The 21,224-nt window shown below is 72.5% G+C and carries 20 protein-coding genes; 6 read left to right on the top strand and 14 right to left on the bottom strand.

What is annotated here, in order from left to right:
- The first annotated feature begins 54 nt into the window (after positions 1–54).
- Positions 55–1,305, top strand: a complete 1,251-nt coding sequence (locus C2865_RS32445) for an MFS transporter (RefSeq protein ID WP_198653752.1) — start codon at positions 55–57, stop codon at positions 1,303–1,305.
- Here C2865_RS32445 and C2865_RS32440 read toward each other — a convergent pair.
- Positions 1,280–2,716, bottom strand: coding sequence for an FAD-binding protein (locus C2865_RS32440; RefSeq protein ID WP_232835918.1), 1,437 nt, complete (start codon positions 2,714–2,716; stop codon positions 1,280–1,282). The genes C2865_RS32445 and C2865_RS32440 overlap by 26 nt on opposite strands.
- A gap of 125 nt (positions 2,717–2,841) precedes the next feature.
- Between C2865_RS32440 and C2865_RS32435 the strand changes: the two genes are divergently transcribed.
- Positions 2,842–3,465 (top strand): class I SAM-dependent DNA methyltransferase, encoded by a 624-nt coding sequence (locus C2865_RS32435; RefSeq protein WP_106402448.1) that lies wholly within the window; start codon positions 2,842–2,844, stop codon positions 3,463–3,465.
- Positions 3,462–4,985, top strand: coding sequence for an ATP-binding SpoIIE family protein phosphatase (locus C2865_RS32430; protein ID WP_106402447.1), 1,524 nt, complete (start codon positions 3,462–3,464; stop codon positions 4,983–4,985). The genes C2865_RS32435 and C2865_RS32430 overlap by 4 nt, the downstream gene beginning before the upstream one ends.
- 10 nt (positions 4,986–4,995) lie before the next feature.
- Here the strand turns inward: C2865_RS32430 and tsaD are convergent, their stop codons facing one another.
- The 12 genes from tsaD to glmS form a co-directional block, all read right to left on the bottom strand.
- Positions 4,996–6,024, bottom strand: coding sequence for a tRNA (adenosine(37)-N6)-threonylcarbamoyltransferase complex transferase subunit TsaD (tsaD, locus tag C2865_RS32425; RefSeq protein ID WP_106402446.1), 1,029 nt, complete (start codon positions 6,022–6,024; stop codon positions 4,996–4,998).
- Positions 6,021–6,452: a ribosomal protein S18-alanine N-acetyltransferase gene (gene rimI / locus C2865_RS32420; protein WP_106402528.1), complete on the bottom strand. Its 432-nt coding sequence runs from the start codon at positions 6,450–6,452 to the stop codon at positions 6,021–6,023. Before rimI ends, tsaD begins: the two co-directional genes overlap by 4 nt.
- Positions 6,453–6,460: 8 nt before the next feature.
- Entirely contained in the window at positions 6,461–7,126 is a 666-nt protein-coding gene (tsaB, locus tag C2865_RS32415; protein WP_106402529.1) for a tRNA (adenosine(37)-N6)-threonylcarbamoyltransferase complex dimerization subunit type 1 TsaB, read from the bottom strand.
- 26 nt (positions 7,127–7,152) lie between these two features.
- Positions 7,153–7,818, bottom strand: a complete 666-nt coding sequence (locus tag C2865_RS32410; RefSeq protein ID WP_106402445.1) for a hypothetical protein — start codon at positions 7,816–7,818, stop codon at positions 7,153–7,155.
- A gap of 172 nt (positions 7,819–7,990) precedes the next feature.
- The gene (gene tsaE, locus C2865_RS32405) at positions 7,991–8,437 is read right to left on the bottom strand and encodes a tRNA (adenosine(37)-N6)-threonylcarbamoyltransferase complex ATPase subunit type 1 TsaE (protein WP_408608339.1); all 447 of its coding nucleotides are present in this window, start codon (positions 8,435–8,437) and stop codon (positions 7,991–7,993) included.
- Positions 8,437–9,597 carry an alpha/beta fold hydrolase gene (locus C2865_RS32400; RefSeq protein ID WP_106402444.1) on the bottom strand — a complete coding sequence of 387 codons (1,161 nt, stop codon included), beginning with the start codon at positions 9,595–9,597 and terminating at the stop codon, positions 8,437–8,439. The genes tsaE and C2865_RS32400 overlap by 1 nt, the downstream gene beginning before the upstream one ends.
- A gap of 18 nt (positions 9,598–9,615) precedes the next feature.
- Positions 9,616–10,731: an alanine racemase gene (gene alr / locus C2865_RS32395; protein WP_106402443.1), complete on the bottom strand. Its 1,116-nt coding sequence runs from the start codon at positions 10,729–10,731 to the stop codon at positions 9,616–9,618.
- A gap of 197 nt (positions 10,732–10,928) precedes the next feature.
- Complete coding sequence (locus tag C2865_RS32390) at positions 10,929–12,437, bottom strand: NAD(P)H-hydrate dehydratase (RefSeq protein WP_106402442.1); 1,509 nt, start codon at positions 12,435–12,437, stop codon at positions 10,929–10,931.
- A complete protein-coding gene (locus tag C2865_RS32385) occupies positions 12,434–12,787 on the bottom strand; it encodes a holo-ACP synthase (protein WP_106402441.1) in 354 nt (117 codons plus the stop codon). The genes C2865_RS32390 and C2865_RS32385 overlap by 4 nt, the downstream gene beginning before the upstream one ends.
- A gap of 19 nt (positions 12,788–12,806) precedes the next feature.
- A complete protein-coding gene (locus C2865_RS32380) occupies positions 12,807–13,817 on the bottom strand; it encodes an ABC transporter permease (RefSeq protein WP_106402440.1) in 1,011 nt (336 codons plus the stop codon).
- Positions 13,814–14,737, bottom strand: coding sequence for an ABC transporter ATP-binding protein (locus C2865_RS32375; RefSeq protein ID WP_198653751.1), 924 nt, complete (start codon positions 14,735–14,737; stop codon positions 13,814–13,816). The genes C2865_RS32380 and C2865_RS32375 overlap by 4 nt, the downstream gene beginning before the upstream one ends.
- Before the next feature lie 64 nt (positions 14,738–14,801).
- Positions 14,802–16,646 (bottom strand): glutamine--fructose-6-phosphate transaminase (isomerizing), encoded by a 1,845-nt coding sequence (gene glmS, locus C2865_RS32370; protein ID WP_106402439.1) that lies wholly within the window; start codon positions 16,644–16,646, stop codon positions 14,802–14,804.
- Positions 16,647–16,715: 69 nt separating this feature from the next.
- Here glmS and coaA point away from each other — a divergent pair, with 69 nt between their 5' ends.
- Positions 16,716–17,657 (top strand): type I pantothenate kinase, encoded by a 942-nt coding sequence (gene coaA / locus C2865_RS32365; protein WP_106402438.1) that lies wholly within the window; start codon positions 16,716–16,718, stop codon positions 17,655–17,657.
- Positions 17,658–17,684: 27 nt separating this feature from the next.
- Here coaA and C2865_RS32360 read toward each other — a convergent pair whose 3' ends face one another.
- The gene (locus C2865_RS32360) at positions 17,685–18,983 is read right to left on the bottom strand and encodes a cyclic nucleotide-binding domain-containing protein (protein ID WP_157963992.1); all 1,299 of its coding nucleotides are present in this window, start codon (positions 18,981–18,983) and stop codon (positions 17,685–17,687) included.
- A 736-nt stretch (positions 18,984–19,719) separates the two neighbouring features.
- Between C2865_RS32360 and C2865_RS32355 the strand changes: the two genes are divergently transcribed.
- Positions 19,720–20,580, top strand: coding sequence for a helix-turn-helix domain-containing protein (locus C2865_RS32355; protein ID WP_232835917.1), 861 nt, complete (start codon positions 19,720–19,722; stop codon positions 20,578–20,580).
- 175 nt (positions 20,581–20,755) lie between these two features.
- Positions 20,756–21,163 (top strand): DUF397 domain-containing protein, encoded by a 408-nt coding sequence (locus tag C2865_RS32350; RefSeq protein WP_106402435.1) that lies wholly within the window; start codon positions 20,756–20,758, stop codon positions 21,161–21,163.
- The last annotated feature ends 61 nt before the right edge of the window (positions 21,164–21,224 follow it).

The raw sequence follows: 21,224 nt of genomic DNA, 5'->3' as shown, positions 1-21,224 counted from the left end.
AGTTGACTTTTGAGCCACTCGTCGGGCCCCCCGGGCGCCCCAAGAATTCTGCACATGAAGCTGCACAGGGCATGGATCGTCGCGGGCGTCGCGCTCGTGGCGATCGTCGGCGCCGCGGGGTTCCGCGCCACTCCGGGCGTCATGATCAACCCGCTCCGCGAGGAGTTCGGCTGGTCCACCGGCACGATCTCGCTGGCCGTCTCGGTCAACCTCCTGCTGTACGGGCTGACCGCGCCGTTCGCCGCCGCCCTGATGGACCGGTTCGGCATGCGCCGGGTCGTCACCGCGGCGCTGGCGCTGATAGCGGCGGGCAGCGGCCTCACCGTCTGGATGACCGCGAGCTGGCAGCTGGTGGCGTTGTGGGGCGTCCTGGTCGGACTGGGAACGGGCTCCATGGCGCTGGTCTTCGCCGCCACCCTCACCAGCCGGTGGTTCGCCCGGCACCAGAGCCTCGTCATGGGCGTGCTGACCGCGGGCAGCGCCGCCGGGCAGCTGGTCTTCCTCCCGGTCCTGGCCTACCTGGCCGAGCAGCAGAGCTGGCGCTTCGCCTCGGTGACGGTCGCGGTGGCCGCGCTGGCCGTCGTCCCGCTGGTGTGGTTCCTGCTCCGCGACACCCCCGAGGAGGTCGGGCTCACCGCCCTGGGCACCGACGTTCCCGCCGAGCACGAGCGGCAGCCGGGCGCCGCGGGACGGGCGATGCGGACGTTGCGCGAGGCCTCCCGCAGCCGCGGCTTCTGGTATCTGATGGCGGGGTTCTTCGTCTGCGGGGCCACCACCAACGGCCTGGTCGGCACCCACTTCATCCCCGCCGCCCACGACCACGGCATGAGCGAGCCCACCGCGGCGGGCCTGCTGGCGGTCATCGGCGTCTTCGACATCGTCGGCACCATCTTCAGCGGCTGGCTCAGCGACCGCGTGGACCCCGGCAAGCTGCTGGTCGCCTACTACGGCCTGCGCGGCATGTCCCTGCTGGTGCTGCCGCAGCTGTTCGCCTCGACCGTCGAGCCGACGATGCTCTTGTTCATCGTCTTCTACGGCCTGGACTGGGTGGCGACGGTCCCGCCGACGGTGGCGCTGTGCCGGCGGTTGTTCGGCAAGGACGGCTCGATCGTGTTCGGCTGGGTCTTCGCCTCCCACATGATCGGAGCCGCCTTCGCCTCGGCCGTCGCGGGGTTCCTCCGCGACGAGCAGGGCAGCTACGACGTGGCCTGGTACGGGGCCGGCGTCCTCTGCATCGCCGCGGCGTTCGTCTCCGCCAACCTCCGCACCAGGCCCCCGCTCAGAAAATCCCCTGTCCCGGCGTGAGGATGTTCGCCGGGTCGTAGGTGCGCTTGGCGGCGCGGAAGGCCGGCCAGGCGTCGCCGAAGTGCCGCCGCCAGTCGTCGCGGCTGAACGGGACCGCCCCGGTCGGGTACCGGCCTCCCCCGGCGGCCCGGACCCGCTCGTAGAGCGCGCGGTTGGCGGCGATCATCGCGGCGGGCCCTGCCGACCCCGGCGAGGAGGTGCGCAGCAGCCCGAACAGGAAGGTGTGCTTCTCCTTCGCCAGCCGCAGCAGCGGCGCCCGGACCTTGGCGGTGGGGATCGGGTAGAGCAGGATGACGGCGCTCTGCCCGATCATCTCCGGGGTCAGCTCCGGCAGCGTCCCGGCGACCAGCTCCTCGGCCTTCGAGCCGGGCAGGAAGGCGTCGATCCACGGGTGGGGGCGGGCCCACTCGCCGAGCTCGATGAGGATCTCCACGACCGGGGCGATCCGGTTGAGGAAGTCGAAGTAGGGCAGGTCGTCGATCGCCGCGGAGGCGTGGCCGAGGTCGCCGGTGAGACGCTCGTCGTCGGCGGGCGTCGCGTCGAAGGCCACCGCCTCCATCACGAACGTCCAGGAGCCGTCCTCGGCGCGGCTGAGCGAGCCCTCCAGGTACCCGAACCTGCCCTCGTCGACCATGCGCCGCTGGGCTGCGGTGAGCGCCTCCAGCGTCGGGTAGGTGAGGTTGTAGCGCCGGACGGCCGCGGGCGCCGGGAGCAGCCGGACGACGGCCCCGACGATGATCCCGACCTGGCCCAGGCCGCCGCGCACCGCGTCGAAGAGGTCGCGCCGCCGGTTCGGCGAGCAGGTGACCAGCTCGCCCCTGCCGGTCACGACCGTCAGCTCCAGCACGTTGTCGACCTGTGCGCCGTGGTGGCCGACCGCGCCGCCGAACCCGCCGAGCGACAGGGTCCCGCCGACCGACAGGCCCAGGTAGTCGGTGAGGACGGGCGGGGTCAGGCCCTCGGCCAGCGCGGCCCGCACCAGCTCCAGCCAGGTGGCGCCCGCGCCTACGGCGGCCCGGTCGCCGGCGATCTCGACGGAGTCCAGCGGCCGGAGGTCGACGACCAGGCCGCCCTCCACCTGGCACTGCCCGTGCACGCTGTGGCCCTGGCCGCGTCCGGCCACCTGGACGCCGTGGCGGCGGCAGTACTTCATCATGGCGACCACGTCGCGGACCGAACCCGGTTCCAGGACCGCCCGGGGCCGTCTGCCGACGATGTGGCCGAAGTCGTCGGCGGCCGCGTCGAGCGCGGCGTCGTCGAGCCGGAGCCGCCCGTCCAGCGGGGGCAGCCGGTCGAAGGGCCCGCCCGCGTGCGCGGCGGTGACCCAGGTTCTGGACACGGGATCGAGACCGAGGACGAGGGCGCCCGTCATGAGTCCGGTGATGACGGAGCGGCGGCCGGGTTCCGACACAGTGGCACCTCCTGCAAGATCCGTTCAGACCACCTGAAAGGATCTTCGCAAGAATCCCACTACAGAATGTCCGAGATTGTAAATTTGCGGCACTGCGCCCACGGGACCACCGGAGGAACGGGAGCATGCAGGCAGCGCGGGAGAGCCGCCAGGCGGCGGCCTTCGACCATATAGGCGATCGTTACGACGAGGCGTTCCCCCACAAGGACGGGCAGATTTCGGCCGGCGAGTGGCTGCTCGACCGGCTCCCTCCCGAGTCCGCCGTGCTCGATCTCGGCTGCGGCACCGGCCTGCCGACCGCGGCGCAACTGGCCGGAGCCGGTCACCGCGTCACCGGTGTCGACTACTCCGCCGAGATGGTCCGCCTGGCCCGGCGGAACGTCCCCCAGGGCGTGTTCCTCCAGGGCGACCTGTACGAGGCCGAAGGCCGGTACGACGCCGTCGTCGCGTTCTTCGTCCTGCTGATGTTCCCGCTGGACGAGTTCCCCGGCGCCCTCTCGCGCATGCACCGGCTGGTGCGGCCCGGCGGCCTGTTCTGCCTGTCGATGGTCGAGGCCGACCTCGACGACCACCCGCTCGCCTTCCTCGGCCAGGAGGTGCGCGTCTCCGCCCTGCTGCGGGACGACCTGCGCGCCGAGGTGGAGGCGGCCGGGTTCGCCATCGAGGAGGAGCAGGTGCTCAGCTACGCGCCCGCCTCCACCCAGGCCGTCCCCGAGGTCCAGCTCTTCCTGTCCTGCCGCCGCCCATGAACGCCACCGAGTCCCTGCGCGACCGGCTGTCCTATCTGGGCGAGGCGGCCACCCGGATCGGCACCAGGCTCGATCCCGGGGCCAGCGCCCGCGCCCTGGCCTCCGCCCTGGTGCCGCAGCTGGCCGACACCGTCACCGTCTACCTGCTGGAGGGCCTGTTCACCGGCGAGCGCCTGGACGGCTCGGACGGGCTGCGCCGGGTGACCGGCCCCCGGCAGCCCGAGGAGCTCGCCCACGAGGTCATGCGGCTCGACGCCCCGCTGCAGGACGGCAGGCTGCTGGCCGTCCCCATGAAGGTGCGCGGCAGGACCCTGGGCGCCGTCCTTCTGGAGCGCGAGCGGGGACCGCACGACGAGATCGACGTGATGATGGCCGAGCAACTCGCAGGGCAGGCCGCGCTCGCCGCCGACAACGCCCACCGCTACCGGGTCGAGGCCGCGGCCGCCGACACCCTCCAGCGCAGCATGCTGCCCTCCGTGCTGCCCCGGTTCACCGGCATCGAGCTGACCCACCGCTACCTGCCGGCCAGCGACCACGCCCGGGTCGGCGGCGACTGGTTCGACGCGATCGCGCTGCCCGGCAGCCGTGTCGCGCTGGTCGTCGGCGACGTCATGGGCCACGGCATGCGCTCGGCGGCGATCATGGGCCAGCTCCGCACGTCCGTGCACACCCTGGCCGCTCTGGACCTGCCGCCCGGCCAGCTGCTGCGCCAGCTCGACGGGCTCGCCCAGGAGCTGGGCGAGAACCATCTGGCCACCTGCCTGTACGCGGTGTACGACCCGGTGGCCCGGCGGGTCACCTTCGCCAACGCCGGGCACATCCCGCCCGTCCTGGTCCGCCGCGACGGCTCCGCCGAACTGCTGCAGGTGCCCCCCGGCGTGCCGATCGGGGTCGGCGGGGTGGCCTTCGAGCCGATCGAGTTCTCCGTGCGCGACGGCGACCGGCTGGTGCTGTGCACCGACGGCCTCGTGGAGGTGCGCGGCCGCGACCTCATGGACGGGCTGACGGAGCTGTGCGGCGTGCTCGACGCCCGGCGGCTGCCGCTGGACGCCCAGTGCGAGGAGGTGCTGCGCACCCTGCGCGGCCGGCAGGACGACGACGTCGCGCTGCTCATGGCCGACCTGAACGGCATCCCCGCCACGCGCATCGCCCGCTGGATGTTGCGGCCGCGGCCCATCACCCCCGCCCGGGTGCGGCGGCTGATCCGCGTCACCCTCGCCTCCTGGGGGCTGTCGGACCACAGCGAGCACGCCGAGCTGCTCGCCACCGAACTGGTCACCAACGCCGTCCGCTACGCCACCCGGCCCATCGAGCTGCGCCTGCTGCACACCGACGGGCTGCTGGTGGAGGTCAGCGACGACGAGCACGGGCTGCCGGTGCTGCGCCACGCCGACGCCGACGACGAGGGCGGGCGCGGCATCCAGCTGGTCTCCCGGCTGGCCCACCAGTGGGGCGCGACCCGCACCGCCACCGGCAAGATCGTCTGGTTCCGGCTGAACACCCAGTCCGAAGGCCCCTAGACCCGCACGGTCAGACCCGCACGGTCGTCACCGGCAGGGAGGAGTCGGCCGGGAGGTCCAGGCGCGAGTCGGCGACCCCGGAGGAGACCAGTTCGGCGCCGAGTGCGGCGACCATCGCGCCGTTGTCGGTGCACAGGCCGGGCCGGGGCACCCGCAACCGGATCCCCGCCTTGTCGCAGCGCTGCTTGGCCATCTCCCGCAGCCGGGAGTTGGCCGCGACGCCGCCGCCGATCTGGAGGTGGTCGACGTCGTGCGCCTTGCACACCGCGACGGCCTTGCGGGTGAGGACGTCCACGACGGCCTCCTGGAACGAGGCGGCCACGTCCGCGATCGGGACGGGCTCCCCGGCGCGCTCCTTGGCCTCCACCCAGCGGGCCACCGCCGACTTCAGGCCGGAGAAGGAGAAGTCGTAGGTGCCGTCGTCGAGCTTGCCGCGGGGGAAGGTGATCGCCGCGGGGTCGCCCGCCCTGGCCGTCCGGTCGATGATCGGGCCGCCGGGGAAGCCGAGGTCGAGCATCCGTGCCACCTTGTCGAACGCCTCGCCCGCGGCGTCGTCCACGGTCGAGCCGAGGGAGCGCACGTCGGTGGCGACGTCGGGCACCAGCAGCAGCGAGGAGTGGCCGCCGGAGACCAGCAGCGACACGCACGGCTTGGGCAGCGGGCCGTGCTCCAGCTGGTCGACGGCCACGTGCGCGGCCAGGTGGTTCACCCCGTACAGGGGCTTGCCCAGGGCCAGCGCGTAGGCCTTGGCCGCGGCGACGCCGACCATGAGCGTGCCGGCCAGGCCGGGGCCCGCGGTGACCGCGATGGCGTCCAGGTCGTCCAGGCTCACGCCCGCGGTCTTCAGCGCCCGCTCGATCGTCGGGGTCATCGCCTCCAGGTGGGCGCGGGAGGCCACCTCGGGCACCACCCCGCCGAACCTGGCGTGCAGGTCGACGCTGGAGGCGACGGTGTCGGCGAGCAGGGTGTGGCCCCGGACGATGCCGATGCCCGTCTCGTCGCAGGAGGTCTCGATGCCCAGTACCAGGGGTTCGCTCACTGCCTGTCCCTCCTCATGACGATCGCGTCCGCTCCGGACGGCTGGTAGTAGCGCTTGCGGACACCGATCCGGACGAACCCGAATTTCTCGTACAGCCGCTGCGCCGGTTCGTTGTCGGCCCTGACCTCCAGGAACACCGCGCGGCAGCCGCGGCGCCCTGCCTCGTCGAGCAGCTCGGTCAGCAGCGCCGCGCCCAGGCCCTCGCCCTGGTGGGCGGTGCGGACGCCGATCGTCTGGATGTCCCCCTCGTCGGCCGCGGCGGCCAGGCCGCCGTAGCCGACGATCCTCCCGTCCCGCTCCAGCACCACGTAGTGCCGGGTGCGGGGCTGCTCGGCCAGCTCGCCCAGCAGCATGCCCTCGGTCCACGCCTCGTCGGCGAAGAGCTCGTGCTCGATCTCCATCGCGGCGGGCAGGTCGGCCTCGGTCATCGGCCGGATCACTGGGCCGCCCGCTTCCTCGGCCCGATCTCCTGGGCGTCGGGCCGTCGCAGGTAGAGCGGTTCGGGCGGCAGCAGCGGCAGTCCGGGGCGGCCCGACAGGCGGATGATCGCGATCTCGGCGATCGCCGCGGCGGACGGCGTTAGCGGCTCGCGCGGCTCGCCCAGGACCGCCGGGTACAGCGCGGCGCCCTCGCCGTACACGGGCAGGCCGGGCTCGGCGGCGTCGGCGGGCGGGCCGACGGCCGGTTCGGTGACCCGGCGGGCGTAGGAGTCGTACCGGGCCCAGTAGACCTCCTTGCGCCGGGCGTCGGTGGCCACGACGAAGGGGTCGGCGCTGCCGGTGGCCCAGGCGACGGCGTCCAGGGTGCAGACCCCGTGGACGGGGATCTTCAGCGCGTCGCCCAGCGCGTAGGCGGTGGCCAGCCCCACCCGCAGCCCGGTGTAGGGCCCGGGGCCGACGCCCACCGCGATCACCCTCAGGTCCGCGGGGGAGGCCCCGGCCTCGGCCAGGACCTGGGAGATCGAGGGCGTCAGGACCTCGGCGTGGCGCTGCCTGCCCACCCCGCGCACACTGCCGCGGGCGTAGACGGTGTCACCCGGCCGCCACTCGTAGAGGGCGACGGTGACCGCCGAGGTCGCGGTGTCGAAAGCCAGAACCAGCACGGCCGTCAAGCTTATCCGCTCGCCGGTCAGGCGGCGGCCACTCGCACCGCCTCCACCACGGCCCCGGCCACCTGGCGGGCGCCCTCCAGGCACGTGTCCGCCCCGAGCGGGGTGTCGTTCGAGGCGCCGCCGCCGTAACTCACCGTGATGAGCACGTTGCCTACCTGGGCGCGGACGATGCCCTGGCCCTGGAACCTCTCGGTGATGAACAGCTCGTAGGCCTGCTCGCCGATGTCCTCGACCTTCTGGAAGTGCTTCAGCCGCTGGCCCTGGAGCAGTCCCTCGCCCTCCTTGTCGGCGGCGGCCTCCTGCTGGAACGTGGCCGTGGCCTGCTGGACGGACTGGCCGCCGGGGAGGCCGCGCAGCTCGACGGACAGCTCCCTGCTGGAGGACGTGCCCACACCGCCCCAGTTGCACTTGGAGTACTCGTCGGTCTCGGTGCCCTGGTGCGGCCGCGCCGTGCTGCCGGGCGCCAGCCGCACGGCGGCCTCCTCGGGCACGGTGTCGCAGGCCGAGGGCACGACCCTGAGCGGGGTGAAGGTGGCGCCGGGCTGCGCCTGGGCGTTCTGCTGGCTGCGCGCCGGCTCGATGCGCTCCTGCGGCGTGCCGCCGGCGCTGCGCAGGATGAAGAGGCCCGCCACGGCGCAGACCGCGAGGACGACGGTCAGGGCGCCTGCGAGCAGGATCGCCATGCTCCGCTCCGAGCCGCTGGATCTGCGTCTCTGACCACCCATGGAGGCTCCCATGCCCGTTGCCGAGATATCAGGAGAAGTAACCCGTTACTGCGCTGAAGAGATTACGACATCTAACTGCAACTTAGGGAGTACCCCCTAGAAGCTTCTCAACCAGAAGAAACACCTTTTTTCACCATGGAACGCTCCCGGACCACCGTTCACCCACCCCGGTGACCGTCACCTCGCGCTCCTCGTCCCCGCCCGCCCGCTCCAGCCGGATCTCCAGCCGGTCCTCGGCGAGTTCCTCGACCATCCCCTCGCCCCACTCCACGACGGTGACCGCCTCCTCCAGCGAGGCGTCCAGGTCCAGGTCGTCCACCTCGGCCAGACCGCCCAGGCGGTAGGCGTCCACGTGCACCAGCGCGGGGCCGCCCGACAACGACGGGTGCACCCGGGCGATCACGAACGTCGGCGAGGTGATCGGCCCCCGCACGTCCAGGCCCGCGCCGATGCCCTGGGTCAGCGTGGTCTTGCCCGCGCCCAGCCCGCCCGACAGCACGACCAGGTCACCGGGGCGCAACCGCCCCGCCAGCTCCCTGCCGAAGCGGTGCATCTCCTCGGCCGTCTCGATCCGCACTAGCCCTCCCGCCTTCCGAACCTGCCGCGTCCACCCTGCCTGCCCTGCCTGCCCTGCCCGTCCCGCCTGCCGTGCCCCTGCGCGCCGCCCCGCCCCCCGGAGCCGCCCGCCGCCCGCTCCACCAGCCGGCGCAGCGCGGCGGTCACCGCGTCCGGATGCTCCAGCGGCAGCAGGTGCCCCGCCTCCTCGACTCCGACGAACTCCGCGTCGTCCAGCAGCTCGGCGATCAGTTCGCCGTGCACCTTCGGCGTGAGCAGGTCCGCGCCGCCCGACATGACCAGGACCGGCACCTTGGTCAGCACCTCCAGCGCCGCGCGCTTGTCGTGCCGCATGAGCGAGGGGTAGAACTCGGCGATCACGTCGATGGGGGTGGCGCGGATCATCTGCTCCACGAAGTCCACGATCGCGGGGCTGATCCGGCGGTCGGCGAAGCCCATCCGGCGGATCACGAAGAACGCCAGATCGGCGCCGATCTCCCGGGCCGGGTCCACGATCTGCTTGCGGCGGCCCAGCCCCTGCACCACCCGCGGCGCGAACGGGCGCACCAGCTTGGCCAGCACCAGCGGGAACCCGAGCGTCATCTCGTGGACGTCGCCGGTGGAGGTGTTGACCAGGCCGACGCCCAGGACCCGGGTGCCGAACAGGCCGGGATCCCGGTCGGCCAGCGCCATGATCGACATCCCGCCCATGGAGTGGCCGACCAGCACGACCGGCTCGTCCGGGCGGACCGTGGCGCGCAGCACCGCCGCCAGGTCGGCGCCGGTCTGGTCGATGGTGGCGTTGCCGGGCTTGCTGCGCCCCGAAGCGCCGTGGCTGCGCTGGTCCCAGAAGACCCTGCGGAACTCCGCCAGGTCGCGGCGCTGGAAGTGCCAGGTGTCCTGGGTCAGGCAGTAGCCGTGGCAGAAGACCAGCGTCGGCAGCCCGGGACGCCGCTCGGCCGGCTCGTCGACCTCCACGTACAGCGGCAGCCCGTCGTCGGCCAGCACCGTCAGCGGCTCGCCGCACCGCACCCCGAAGGGCTCGCCCGCGTACGGGTCGGGCTGCAGCCGGACCCTGCCGACAGCCACCCGGCGCGCCGCGACCGCCGCTCCCACGCCGGCCGCGCCCAGCGCCGCCGCGGCGCCCGCGATGCCCAGCCTGCGTCTGCTCCTGACGTCCAACCTAGCCTCCGGGGGGTCTCAGTCCAGATGCGTCCGCGGCACCCTGCCGCCGATCCTCGTCACGATCTCGTAGGAGATGGTCCCGAGCGCCTCGGCCCAGTCCTGGGCCGTGGGCTCGCCCCGGTCGCCCGGACCGAAGAGGATCACCTCGTCTCCCTCTTGCACCACGTCGTCGCCGAGGTCGACGACGAACTGGTCCATGCACACGCGGCCGGCGATCCTGCGGCGCGCCCCGCCCACCAGCAGCTCCAGCACGTTGCCGCCGTTGCGCGGCACCCCGTCGGCGTAACCGGCCGGCACCAGCGCCACGTTCACGTCCCCGGCCGTGGTGTAGGCGTGGCCGTAGGAGACCCCGCTGCCCGCGGCGACCCGCTTGGCGAAGGCGACCTGGGAGACCACGGTCATGGCCGGACGCAGCCCCGGGTCGGGGAGCCCGGGGGCGGGGTGCAGCCCGTAGAGGGCGATGCCGGGCCGCACCAGGTCCCAGCGGGTGTCGGGGAGGTACAGCGCCGCCGCCGAGTTCGCCAGATGCCGCACCTCGGGCCGCACCCCGGCCCGCTCGGCCAGCTCCACCGCCTCGCGGAACACCTTGGCCTGCCCGGCGACCGAGGGGTGGTCCGGCTCGTCCGCGCACGCCAGGTGCGACCAGATCCCGACGATCTCCACCCGGCCCGCGGCCTGCTCCTTGAGCGCCCGCTCCACCAGCTCGGGCCAGCCCTCGGCGGCGGCCCCCTCCCTGGTCATGCCGGTGTCGACCGCCAGGTGGACGCGGGCCGCCCGCCCGGCGCGCCCCGCCGCCGCGGCGACCTCCTCCAGCAGCCGGAGCCCGCCGACCCCGAGGTCCACGCCCCGCTCGACGGCCCGCTCGTACTCGTCGCCCTTGGTGCACACCATCGCCATGACGGGGACGTCGACGCCCGCCTCGCGCAGTGCCAGCGCCTCCTCGACGTAGGCCACTCCGAGCCGTCCGGCCCCGCCCGCGAGCGCGGCCTTCGCGACGGCCGCCGCCCCGTGCCCGTAGCCGTCGGCCTTGATCATGGCCATCACCTCGGCGCCGCCCGCCGTCTCGCGGATCGACCGCACGTTCTCGCGGATCGCCGACAGCTCCACCAGCGCCCGCGTCGGATACCTCATGGTCCCCCAGTCTGCCTCACCTCCGCCCCTCCCCCGCCCTCCCTTGCAGCTCACGACCCCTTTCCGTGAGATCTCCCTCACCGCCGGGCCCGTATCGGCGCACTCCGGCACAACGGCCCGGGCGCGGGAGCCGCGGAGGCGGGGGCCGCGCTGCCCCCGGTCCCCCGGACGGGCCCGGCCGGGCGCGGAGTCCTCGTTCAAGGGAGCCGGCGGAAGGCGGCGGGCAGGGCGGTGAGGACGTCGAAGGCGGTGATCGGGGACGCGGACAGGGCCGGGTCCGGCGCGGAGGCCAGCCGGGCGGCGAGGCCGTGGAGGTGGGCGCCGTGGGCGGCGGCCTCGGGGGCCGGGAGGCCGGTCGCCAGGAGGGCGCCGATCAGGCCGGAGAGGACGTCGCCGGTGCCCGCGGCCGCCAGCCGCGGGGTGCCGGTGAGATTGGCGCGGACGGGACGGCCGCCGGGAGCGGCGACCAGGGTCGTGGAGCCCTTGAGGAGGACGGTGGCGTTCAGCTCCTCGGCGGCGCGGCGCACGTGGGCGAGGCGGCGGGCCTCGATGCCCGCGCGGTCGGCGTCCAGGAGGCGGGCGAGCTCCCCGGCGTGCGGGGTCAGGACGGTGGGGGCCGGACGGTCCAGGAGCGCGCGGCGCCGCCCGGCGGGCAGCCCGGCCAGGACGTTCAGGCCGTCGGCGTCGACCAGGACGGGGACCTCCGTCTCCAGGGCGGCGCGCACCAGGCGGTGGGCGCGGGCGTCCGTGCCGAGGCCGGGGCCGACCACCCAGGCCTGGACGCGGCCGACCTCCGCCAGGTCGGGAGCCTCATCGGGCGGCAGGACCGCGGTGACGGCCTCGGGCCAGCGCTGCCGCACCAGGTCGACGACCGGCGCGGACGAGGCGAAGCGCACCATGCCCGCGCCGCCGTGCAGCGCGGAGCCGACCGCCAGCACCGCGGCGCCCGTGTAGTCGGCGCCGCCGGCCAGGACGCCGACGACGCCGCGCCGGTACTTGTCGCTCTCCGGCCCGGGGCGGGGCAGCCGCACGTCGGCGGTGGCGTCGGCGATCACCTCGGGCGCGGGCAGGTCGAGGCCGATGTCGACCAGCTCCACGACACCGGCGTGCGCGGCACCCGGATCGATGAGCAGACCGGGCTTGAACGTCCCGAAGGTCACCGTCACGTCCGCGCGGACGGCCTCGCCCTCGACCTCTCCGGTGTCGGCGTCCACCCCGCTGGGCACGTCGCAGGCCACCACCGCCGCGTCCGGAGGCAGGGCGCGGACGAGGGGCGCGTAGAGGCCGCGCAGCGCGCCCCGCCCCCCGATGCCCGTCAGCCCGTCGATCACCAGGTCGGTGCCGGCGAACGCCTCGGGGACGCCGCCACCGGACAGCAGCTCCTCCAGCCGCGCGGAGGGCAGCACCCGGCCGCCCGCCTCGCGCAGCGCGGCCAGCCCCTCCTCGTGCGCCCGGGGCGAGGCCAGGGCCGCGGTGACCCGCGCCCCCCGGCGGGCCAGCCGGGCACCCGCGTACAGGGCGTCACCGCCGTTGTCGCCGCCGCCGACCAGCAGCAGCACCCGCGTGCCGTAGACCCCGTCCAGCAGCCGGGCGCAGACCGACGCCAGCCCGGCGGCGGCCCGCTGCATCAGCGCGCCCTCCGGAAGCCGGGCCATCAGCTCGGCCTCGGCGGCGCGGACCTCGGCCACGGAATGCGCGTGTCTCATGGAGCCTCCGCGATGACGACGGCGGTGGCGATACCCCCGTCGTGGCTGAGCGACACATGCCAGGAGGTGACCCCCAGCAGCATCGCGACGTCGGCGACCGTGCCCTTGACATGTAGCGTGGGCCGCCCTGAGGGCTCCTTGCGGATTTCCGCGTCGGTCCACCGCATCCCGGGCGGCGCCCCCAGCGCCTTGGCCAGCGCCTCCTTGGCCGCGAACCGCGCGGCCAGCGACAGCGGCGGAAGCCGGCGCTCCTCCTCGGTGAACAGGCGCTCGCGCAGCCGCGGCGTCCGCTCCAGCGAATCCTTGAACCGGGCCACGTCCACCACGTCGATGCCCACTCCCACGATCACCTTCCCGATCGTACGCCGGTCAGGCCACCCGGACCCCTCGCGGCAGCCGGGCCGCCGGAACCCTCAGCCGCCTCGCGGTGACCGCCAGCGAACCTCCGGCCAGCAGCAGATGGGCGCCCAGCCCGTACGGCCAGACGGCGGGCGCGGACTCCTCGCGCCACTCGTGCTCCTCGTACGACTCCCGGACGTTCTGGGGCCCCACCCGGGCCTGCCGGACCTCTCGGCCGATCCACCCGAGCACGTCGGCGTCGTCGTTCTCGTAGTAGCAGTCGTCCGGCCTGGAGTCGTCCACCGAGCAGACCTGCCTGCGGGGAAGCGCCGGCGCGGCGTCCGCCAGGATGACGAAGGGGCTCGGCGCGAGGAGCCACCACGTGCGCCTCGTGTCGGTCACCTCCTGGGTGTAGGCGTCCTCACCGGTCCCGTAGTGCCGTTCGGCGGTGACGAGCGGCATCGTCAGGACGAACAGGAGGAGCGTGCCGAACATCAGCGCGAAGACCGTCAGGTACGACAGCAGCGCCGAGGTCACGCTGCGCGCGACCAGGGCCGACAGCGCCTGGGAGACGGCGCAGGCGGACCCGATCAGCAGCGCCGTCACCGCCACGCAGACGACGCCCCGCAGCGGGTCCACGTCTCCCTCCAGGACGGGCCAGGCGACGAACGGCAGGGTCAGGCCCAGCACCGCCAGCCCGACGGCCCAGGCCGCGAGGAGCTTGCCCGAGGCGATCTCCAGCGGGGTCAGCCGGGTCGTCTGGAGCGGGGCGAGCGTTCCCCGCTCCCGGTCCCCGTTGATCGTCTGGGCGGTCAGCGCCGGGCTGATCAGCATCATCAGCAGCAGCACGAAGAACAGCAGCGTGCCGAACATCTCGACGCCGTCCTCGCTCGGGTCCTCGGTGGTCACGGCTCCGCGCAGAAGAAGGCTGACCACCAGCACGACGAGGAACCAGACGCCGAAGAGGACCTTCCAGCGCCCGGTGCGGAGCCGGGTGCGGAACTCCAGACGCGCCACCAGAAGCATGCCCCGAACCGTCATGTGCGGTCCTCCGTCATCGCCAGGTACACCGATTCGAGCGCACCGCCGACCGGCGCGTAGGAGAAGATCCGGGCGCCGGCCCCCACCAGCTCGCCCAGCAGCACGGCCGCCTCCCGTTCGGTGAGCGGCCCGATGTCCAGCCCGCCCGTCTCCTGGCGCCGGTAGGGCATCTGCCGGACGTCCAGGGCCGAGGCGAGGGGCTCCTCCTCCAGGGCGCGCACCCGCCACAGGCCCCGCGCCTCGGCCATGAGCGTCGCGATCTCGTGCTCGCCGGCCGTGGCGCCCCGCTCCACCAGGACGACCCGGTCGGCGATCTCCTCCAGTTCGCTCAGGATGTGGCTGGAGATCAGTACCGCCACGCCTTCGGCGGCCAGGGAGCGCAGGAGGTCGCGCAGCTCCACGCGGGAGCGCGGGTCCAGGCCGGAGGCGGGTTCGTCCAGCAGCAGCACCTTCGGCCGGTGCACCAGGGCGCGGGCGAGGCCCAGGCGCTGCTTCTGCCCGCGCGACAGCACGTGGACGGGCTGGTGGGCCAGCTCCAGGAGGTGTACGCGGACCAGCAGCTCCCGGGTCCGCTCGGCGCCCTCCGGGGGCGTCAGCCCGTAGGCGTCCGCGAAGAACTGAAGGTACTCGGCGACGGTCAGCTGGTCGTACGCCCCGAAGGTGTCGGGCATCCATCCGAGCGCCGAGCGGGCCGCCTCGGGATGCGTCCTCAGGTCGTGCCCGGCGACCCGGATCTCTCCCGCGTCAGGGGCCAGCAGGGTCGCGAGAATCAGAAGAAGGGTCGTCTTACCCGCTCCGTTGGCGCCCACCAGCGCCGTCACCCGACCGTACGGAACGGTCAGATCGAGCCCGCGCAACGCCTGCACGGGCCCGAACGCGCGCGTCACACCGCGCGCGTACACACCTGCTTCATCTTCCACCGGTCCACCTCCACGCCCTCGTGCAGGATCCGACGACGAGGGCGTGGAGGTGGTTCGTGGCGATCTATTCGACCGTGACGGACTTGGCCAGGTTGCGCGGCTGGTCCACGTCGTGGCCCTTGGCGGTGGCCAGCTCGCAGGAGAACACCTGCAGCGGCACCGTCGCCACCAGCGGCTGCAGCAGCGTCGGCACGGCCGGGACCTCGATCAGGGTGTCGGAGTAGGGCACCACGGTGTCGTCGCCCTCCTCGGCGATGACGATGGTCCGCGCCCCGCGCGCCCTGATCTCCTGGATGTTGGAGACGATCTTGTCGTGCAGCACCTCGCGGGCACGGGGCGGCACCACGACGATGACCGGCAGGCCCTCCTCGATCAGCGCGATCGGGCCGTGCTTCAGCTCGCCCGCCGCGAAGCCCTCGGCGTGCATGTAGGCCAGCTCCTTGAGCTTCAGCGCGCCCTCCAGCGCCACCGGGAAGCCCACGTGGCGGCCCAGGAACAGCACGGACCGCTCGTTCGCCAGGGAGCGGGCCAGCTCGCGCACCGGCCCCATGGTCTCCAGGACCTTCTCCACCTTCTCCGGCATGGTCGCCAGCAGCTGGACCATGGCGAAGACCTCGTCGCCCCACTTGGTGCCGCGCACCTGGGCGATGTACAGGGCGATCAGGTAGACGGCCACCAGCTGGGTGAGGAACGTCTTGGTCGCCGCCACGCCCACCTCGGGGCCCGCGTGCGTGTACAGGACGCCGTCGCACTCGCGCGGCATCGTCGAGCCGTTGACGTTGCAGATGCACAGCACGCGGGCCTTCTGCTCGCGGGCGTGCCGGACGGCCATCAGCGTGTCCATGGACTCGCCGGACTGGGAGATCGCGATGACCAGGGTGGAGCGGGTGAGGATCGGGTCGCGGTAGCGGAACTCGCTGGCCACCTCCACCTCGCACGGCAGCCCGGCCCAGTGCTCGATGGCGTACTTGGCGATCAGGCCCGCGTGGTAGGACGTGCCGCAGGCGATGATGATGATCTTGTCGATCTCGCGCAGCTGCTGGTCGGTGATGCGCATCTCGTCCAGGTGCAGCCGCCCGTCGGAGCCGATGCGGCCCAGCAGCGTGTCGGCCACGGCCCGCGGCTGCTCGGCGATCTCCTTGAGCATGAAGTAGTCGTAGCCGCCCTTCTCGGCGGCCGAGACGTCCCAGTCGACGTGGTACTCGTGCACCTCGGCGGGGCGGCCCTCGTAGTCGGTGACCGTCACGCCGTCGCGGCGCAGCTCCACCACCTGGTCCTGGCCCAGCTCGACGGCGTCGCGGGTGTGCTCGATGAACGCCGCGACGTCCGAGGCCAGGAAGTTCTCCCCGTCGCCCTTGCCGACGACCAGCGGCGAGTTGCGGCGCGCTCCGACGACGACGTCCGGGTCCTGGGCGTCCACGGCCACCAGGGTGTAGGCGCCCTCCAGCCGGCGGCAGACCCGGCGCATCGCCTCGGGCAGCTCGTGCCCGGCGCCGACCTCCTCCTCCAGCAGGTGCGCGACGACCTCGGTGTCGGTCTCGGAGCCGAAGACGTGCCCCTTCTCCAGCAGACCCGCCTTGAGCGCGGCGAAGTTCTCGATGATCCCGTTGTGGATCACCGCGACCCGGCCGCCGCAGTCCACGTGCGGGTGGGCGTTGGGATCGTTGGGCGCGCCGTGGGTGGCCCACCGGGTGTGCCCCAGCCCGATGGTGGAGGCCGGAGGCGGCTCCTCCTCCAGCACCTTGCGCAGGTTGACCAGCTTCCCGGCCTTCTTGGCGGTGGCGAGCTTGCCGTCCACCACCAGTGCCAGGCCCGCCGAGTCGTACCCGCGGTACTCCAGCCTGGCCAGACCGTCCACCACGACCTGCTGGGCCTGCTTTCCGCCGATGTAACCCACGATTCCGCACATGGCGGCCAGACTATCTGCTAGAGGGGTGGCCGAAACCGACTCACGACCCCCTGGATACCCTCGTTTTCCATGACCACGCCCTGGGAGCCCACTCCCAGCCCCTACGTCGAGTTCTCCCGCGACTCCTGGCGGCAGCTGAGGGCCAACACCCCCCTGACCCTCACCGAGGCCGACCTCGACGACCTCCGCGGCCTGGGCGATCCCCTCAGCATCGACGAGGTGGAGGACGTCTACCTGCCGATGACGCGGCTGCTGAACCTCTTCTTCACCGGCGACAGCGGCCTGCGCGACACCCTCAGCACCTTCCTGAACGAGTCGGTGCGCCCCACCCCGTTCATCATCGGGGTGGCGGGCAGCGTCGCGGTCGGCAAGTCCACCGTGGCCCGCCTCCTGCGGGCCCTGCTGGCCCGCTGGCCGGAGCACCCCAGGGTGGAGCTGGTCACCACCGACAACTTCCTGTACCCCAACGCCGAACTCGAGCGCCGCGGCCTGATGAACCGCAAGGGCTTCCCCGAGTCCTACGACCGGCGGGCCCTGCTGCGGTTCATCTCACGGATCAAGGCCGGGGCCAAGGAGCAGACGATCCCCGTCTACTCCCACCTGCAGTACGACATCCTGCCGGGCGAGCGGCAGACCGTCCGCACCCCCGACATCCTCATCCTGGAGGGCATCAACGTCCTCCAGGTGCCGCCCACGGGCGCGCTGTCGGTCTCCGACTACTTCGACTTCTCCATCTACGTCGACGCCAAGGTCGAGCACATCCGCCAGTGGTACCTGGAGCGCTTCCTGGCCCTGCGCCAGACCCGCTTCTCCGACCCCCGCTCCTACTTCCACGCCCAGGCGCGCTCCCAGAACGACGAGGAGGCCATCGCCTTCGCCCGCCACATCTGGTACGAGGTCAACGAGCGCAACCTCCACGAGAACATCCTCCCGACCCGCGCCCGCGCCACCCTGGTCCTCCACAAGGCGCCCGACCACTCCATCCAGCGCATCCGCCTCCGCCGCATCTGACCGCGCCCGGCCGGGCGCGGCGCCGGGTCACAGGAGGCGGACCCAGCCGGTCGTGCTGGTCTCCTTCACCTTCACCTCGACCTGCTCGTACTCCTCGCGGAACGGCAGGTGCCGCACGAAGTTCTCGTGGACGAAGGGGGAGACCGCGACGCCGACGCCTCCGCGCATGCGGGCCTTGAAGGCCGGGGCGTCCAGGAGCCTGGCGGTGCCGTTGATCGACTCGCCGACCATGCCCTGCCCGTCCTGGACGACCGGCCCCGCCCCCACCGCCAGGCGCAGCACCAGGCGCTCGCCCGGCGACGCGCGGCGGCCGTGGGCGGCGATCTCCTCGGCCAGCAGCTCGGCCATGGGGTGCAGGACGGCGTGCGTCGGCAGGGCCGGCGGGACGATGACCAGCGCGCCGTCGCCGCGGTCCTCCCGGTGGCAGCCGTCCCAGGGCACGCCGGAGCCCTCCAGGGAGCGGCGCAGCGCCCCGTACATGACCTCGCGGACGACGAGGCGGTCGACGTCGGTGCGGCCGGGGTCGTTGAAGGAGCAGATGTCGGTCATGAGGATGGTGCAGGTCTGCCCCGCGTACCGGAAGGGGGCGGCCGGACGCCGTTCGGTCAGCCGCTCGTACAGCCCCCGCTCCACCTTCTCCAGGACCGCCGGGTGGCGCTCGACGAACTCCGTGAACGCCGGGGTCTCCACGACGAGCGCGTCGACCGGGCCGATCGCGACCATCGTCGCGGAGCGCTCCCTCAGCTCGAACGCGGCGCGCTCCCCGACCAGGTCCCCGGTGCCGCGCTCGGCGACCGTGCGGGGACCGGAGCCGTCGTCGTGGCGGATCTCGACCCGGCCCGAGCGCAGCACGTAGACCCGGTCGCCCCGCTCGCCCTGGCGGCAGATGGACGCGCCGTCCGCGAAGTGCACGGTGCGCCCGCGCCGGGTCAGGTCGTCCTGCTCCTCCAGGGTGAGCCGCGACCAGAAGTCGCCGTGCCCCTCCGGCGCGGATCCGCGCTCCCTCCCGTCCCCGATCGCCTTGGTGTCCTTTTCTGGCCATTCGGGTTGTTTTCTCATTTCGGGCAGCTCTTCCACCGCCGCGGGCCGCCGCGGACGGTAGGGGATCAGGAGCGCGAACAGGCCCAGATAGGCGCCCGCGAACTGCTGCATGAGGCGCGCGGCGTCCTCGGGCTCCTTCATCAGAGGGCGGGCCTGGTCCATGAGGGACATGAGCCCGCGGGTGAAACCGATGAGGGGAATCGCGAAGATTCCCACGAAACCGCCCGCCAGCGAGCCGTAAACCCCGCCGAAACCCGCCCCCACGAGGACCGTCGCGAGGTACACCGCACCCAGGGCCGTCGTGCGAAACCGGGGTGGACCGCCGTCAGCCCCGGCCATCTCGGCCCCCGGACCAGCGGTTCGCGTCCTTGTTCGCGGCTTCTCCCCCGTTCCGGGGAAAGAGGCGCCCAGCGTGCGCCGGACGCCCGGGAGGCACTGGCAGGAAGAGCTTGACCGCACGTAGAATGGGCAGGGTCGGAGGGGACGATTCCCCCGTTCGGAAGACTGTTTCTGGGCGCATGTGGACATCCGCTCTGGTGCTGAGTAAGTGGATCGCCCTGCTTTTCTCCTTTTGAATCTCAGTTTGGCGACGGGGAATTCATCAGGAGGGTGGGGCGATTCTGCTTTTCTGACGAACCCGCCCACTCCCCGGTTCCCCGGTCCGCACGCGGGTTCCTCGCACGTTCTGGATCTTGGCCTTCACCACCGTGGGTAGGTGTATGGTGGTGCATGGTGCTGGGCGGCTACTTGCTACCCGGCAACTTGCATGTCAGCATACCACCACAACCCGAATCATAACCCGACATAGTGATCCCCAGCACGGCCCGGAAGCCTGCGGGGCGAGACCGTGAGTCTCCCGACACAGGAGACGCAGGCACCACTCCGCCCGGCATGACCTGCCCGGACGGAAGGGATGGCGGATTGCCACCAAGCAGTACGCCGTCCATCAAGATGACGGAGCGTATAGAGAAGGGTTCGACGACAAAGAGGTGAGAGAGTGCCCAGCGGGCAAGGTCCGGTCGTGGAGAGCGCCCTCCTGCGGGAGGAGATCGTACGCGCCAGGAAAGACGCCGGATTCACGCAGGAGCAGGTCGCCGCGGCCCTCGAATGGAGTCCTTCGAAACTGCTCCGGATCGAGGGCGGCAAGAGCGGCATCACCCGCACCGACCTCTCGGCACTGCTGAACCACTACGGCGTCACCTCCGAGTCACGGCAGCAGCGGCTGCAGGAGCTCGCCCGCGGCGCGCGCGAACGCCCCTGGTGGTCCGGTTACCGCGGCCTCCTGCGCGACGCCTATCTCACCTTCGTGGGCTACGAGGCGGGCGCCTCCTACCTGCGCCACTACCACAGCAGCGTGTTCCCCGGCCTCCTCCAGCTCGAGGACTACGCCGCGGTGCTCTCGACGCGCCCCGGCGAGGAGACGACCGCGGCCACACGCCCCGCCGTCAAGCTCCGACTGGAGCGCCAGCGGCATCTGGCCGAACGGGCCGACCCTCCGAAGATGCAGTTCCTGCTCGACGAATCGGTGCTCCGGCGGCAGATCGGCGTCCGGCGCGATCCCGGTGTCCAGCAGCGGCAGATCCGCCACGCCGTCGAAATCGCGCGCACCGACCCCCGCGTCGAGATCCAGGTGGTCCCGTTCGGCGTCGGCTTCCACGCCGGCCTCTACGTCGCGGGCTTCACGCTCCTGGAGTTCGACGGGCCGCTCGACGACGTGCTCTACATCGAGGCGGGCCGCGACGCCAGCCAGCTGATCACCGGCGGGCTGGATCCGGTCAGCGACTACCGCGCCTACTACCAGGAGGTGATGGACGAGGCCATGACGCCCGACAAGTCACTGGAGTTCATGCTGGAGGTAGCAGAAGAACTCGACCGTCTCTAGGGCCCCGAGCCTCCGCTCTCATGATCCCGTGAATGATTCTGGCCAAAAGCCCCAGTTTCTTGGACAATCAATCACGGGATGAGTTGTCGTGCGCCCTGACTCATTTCACGACTGGACGACCTGCCGTTCTGGCTTGCGAACAGGGCCCACCACAAGAAAATAGGAGGGGCACTGGATGGTCGCTCAGCCGACTCGCCACGAGGATCTTCACTGGCGCAAGAGCACCCGTTCGGCCGACCAAGATACCTGCGTAGAAGTCGCCGGAAACGGAGAGACGGTGCTGGTCCGGGACTCGCGCAACCCCGACCACGGGGCCCTGCGGCTGTCCTCGGCCACCTGGACGCGGTTGCGGTCTGCGATCCTCGAAGGGCATTCGCCTCCTCCTATAGGAGCTTCCGAGGCGATACCGGCGCAGGGGAGGACCGGGGGGATCCGGCAGGGCGCGCCCGCCGCTCGGCGGCTTCCGCTCCGTTTGCAGGAGGCCGTACGGAACTTCGTGGGACGACCGGCCCCGCTTCGAGCGGATCTCCTGACGACCGGTCAAAGCCTGGAGGAAAACCGGTTGTCGGCGGCCGAGCACTGAGCCGAAACCGCCGCGGGCCCGGGCGGGTCCGCGGCGGAGGGTTCGGCTGTTCTTCGGCCGG

Source organism: Actinocorallia populi, from assembly GCF_002995495.1.
Taxonomy (GTDB): Bacteria; Actinomycetota; Actinomycetes; order Streptosporangiales; family Streptosporangiaceae; genus Actinocorallia; species Actinocorallia populi.
The sequence above is the reverse complement of the archived record's forward strand: the minus strand, read 5'-3'. Positions and strand labels throughout refer to the sequence as shown.